Raw genomic sequence first — 1,333 nt, 5'->3', positions numbered from 1 at the left:
CGAGGGCGTTCAGAATTTTGTGTAAACGGAGTTTCTCTATTTCTGCGGCATCCGGTCTTCGAACTGGATAGTAAACCGGTTTAGCGCAGCCTTCCAATCCCTGATCGGCATCGTCCATCTCTTGCCGATGTTCTTCAGCGCCAGATAGAACAATTTCAGCAGCGCCTCATCGCTCGGGAACGAGCCACGGTTCTTGGTGACCTTGCGCAGGCTCATGTTCACCGACTCGATGGCATTGGTGGTGTAGATCACCTTTCTGATCTCTGGCGGGTAGTCGAAGAACGGGATGAGGCGCGCCCAGTTGCCGCGCCAGGATTTGACGATGGGCAGATAAGCCTCACCCCATTTTTCCTCGAACTCGTCCAGCCGCTGCTCGGCCTCTTCGACCGTGGCGGCGGTGTAGAGGGTGCGCAGGTCGGCAGCGACTTCCTTGCGTAGCTTCCAACTCACATAGTTCAGGCTGTAGCGCACCATGTGCACGATACACAGCTGCACGGCGGTCTTGGGATAGACGGTCTCGATGGCTTCTGGGAAGCCCTTCAGTCCGTCCACGCAGGCGATGAAGATGTCCTGCACGCCACGGTTCTTGAGTTCGGTCACCACCTGTAACCAGAACTTCGCACCCTCGGTCTGGGCGATCCAGATGCCCAGCAATTCCTTCTCGCCCGCCATGTTGATGCCCAGCGCCAGATACACCGCCTTGGTGCGCACCGCACCGGCATCGCGCACCTTCACATGTATGCAGTCCAGATAGACGATGGGGTACAAGGCATCCAGCGGGCGGGATTGCCAGGCTTTGGCGTCTTCGATCACTGCATCGGTCACCGATGAGATGAGCGCAGGAGATACCTCGGTACCGTACATCTCTTCCAGATGCCCTTGTATCTCGCGCACGGTCATGCCGCGCGCATACAGTGACAGGATCTTGTCGTCGAAGCCGTTCCAGCGGGTCTGGTGTTTGGGGATCAGTTGCGGCTCGAAGCTGCCATGGCGGTCACGGGGGATGTCGATGGGCAGTTCGCCGAACTCGCCCTTGAGTGTCTTGCGGCTCTTGCCGTTGCGGGTGTTGCCTGCGGCGTTGGCGACCGGCTCATGCTTGGCGTGTCCGAGGTGGGCGTCCATCTCGGCTTGCAGGGCACGCTCCACAACGGCCTTGGTGATCTGCTTGAGCAGGCCGTGTTCGCCAATCAGGTCTTCCGGTTTCTGATAGCCAGACATCAAGCTGTCGATCAGCTCTGCGGGTAGTGCTTTTGCTACGGTCATCGCGACTCCTTTCAAAGTTCCGGCAGTTTCCTGCCTAATGACCGTTTACACAAAATTACTTACACCCTCC

General features: G+C 58.1%; 1 protein-coding gene. It reads right to left on the bottom strand.

The window, feature by feature from the left end; translation table 11 throughout:
* Nucleotides 1-36: 36 nt before the first annotated feature.
* Nucleotides 37-1,263, bottom strand: coding sequence for an IS256 family transposase (locus ACYPYQ_RS13530; RefSeq protein WP_459724442.1), 1,227 nt, complete (start codon nucleotides 1,261-1,263; stop codon nucleotides 37-39).
* Nucleotides 1,264-1,333: the final 70 nt, after the last annotated feature.

Source organism: Sideroxyarcus sp. TK5, assembly GCF_054601595.1.
This window is presented reverse-complemented; position numbering and strand designations above follow the sequence as displayed.

Bases quoted from the DNA above. Each gene is read 5' to 3' on its own strand.
- ACYPYQ_RS13530 (WP_459724442.1), bottom strand. From the start codon at position 1,263: ATGACCGTAGCAAAAGCACTACCCGCAGAGCTGATCGACAGCTTGATG.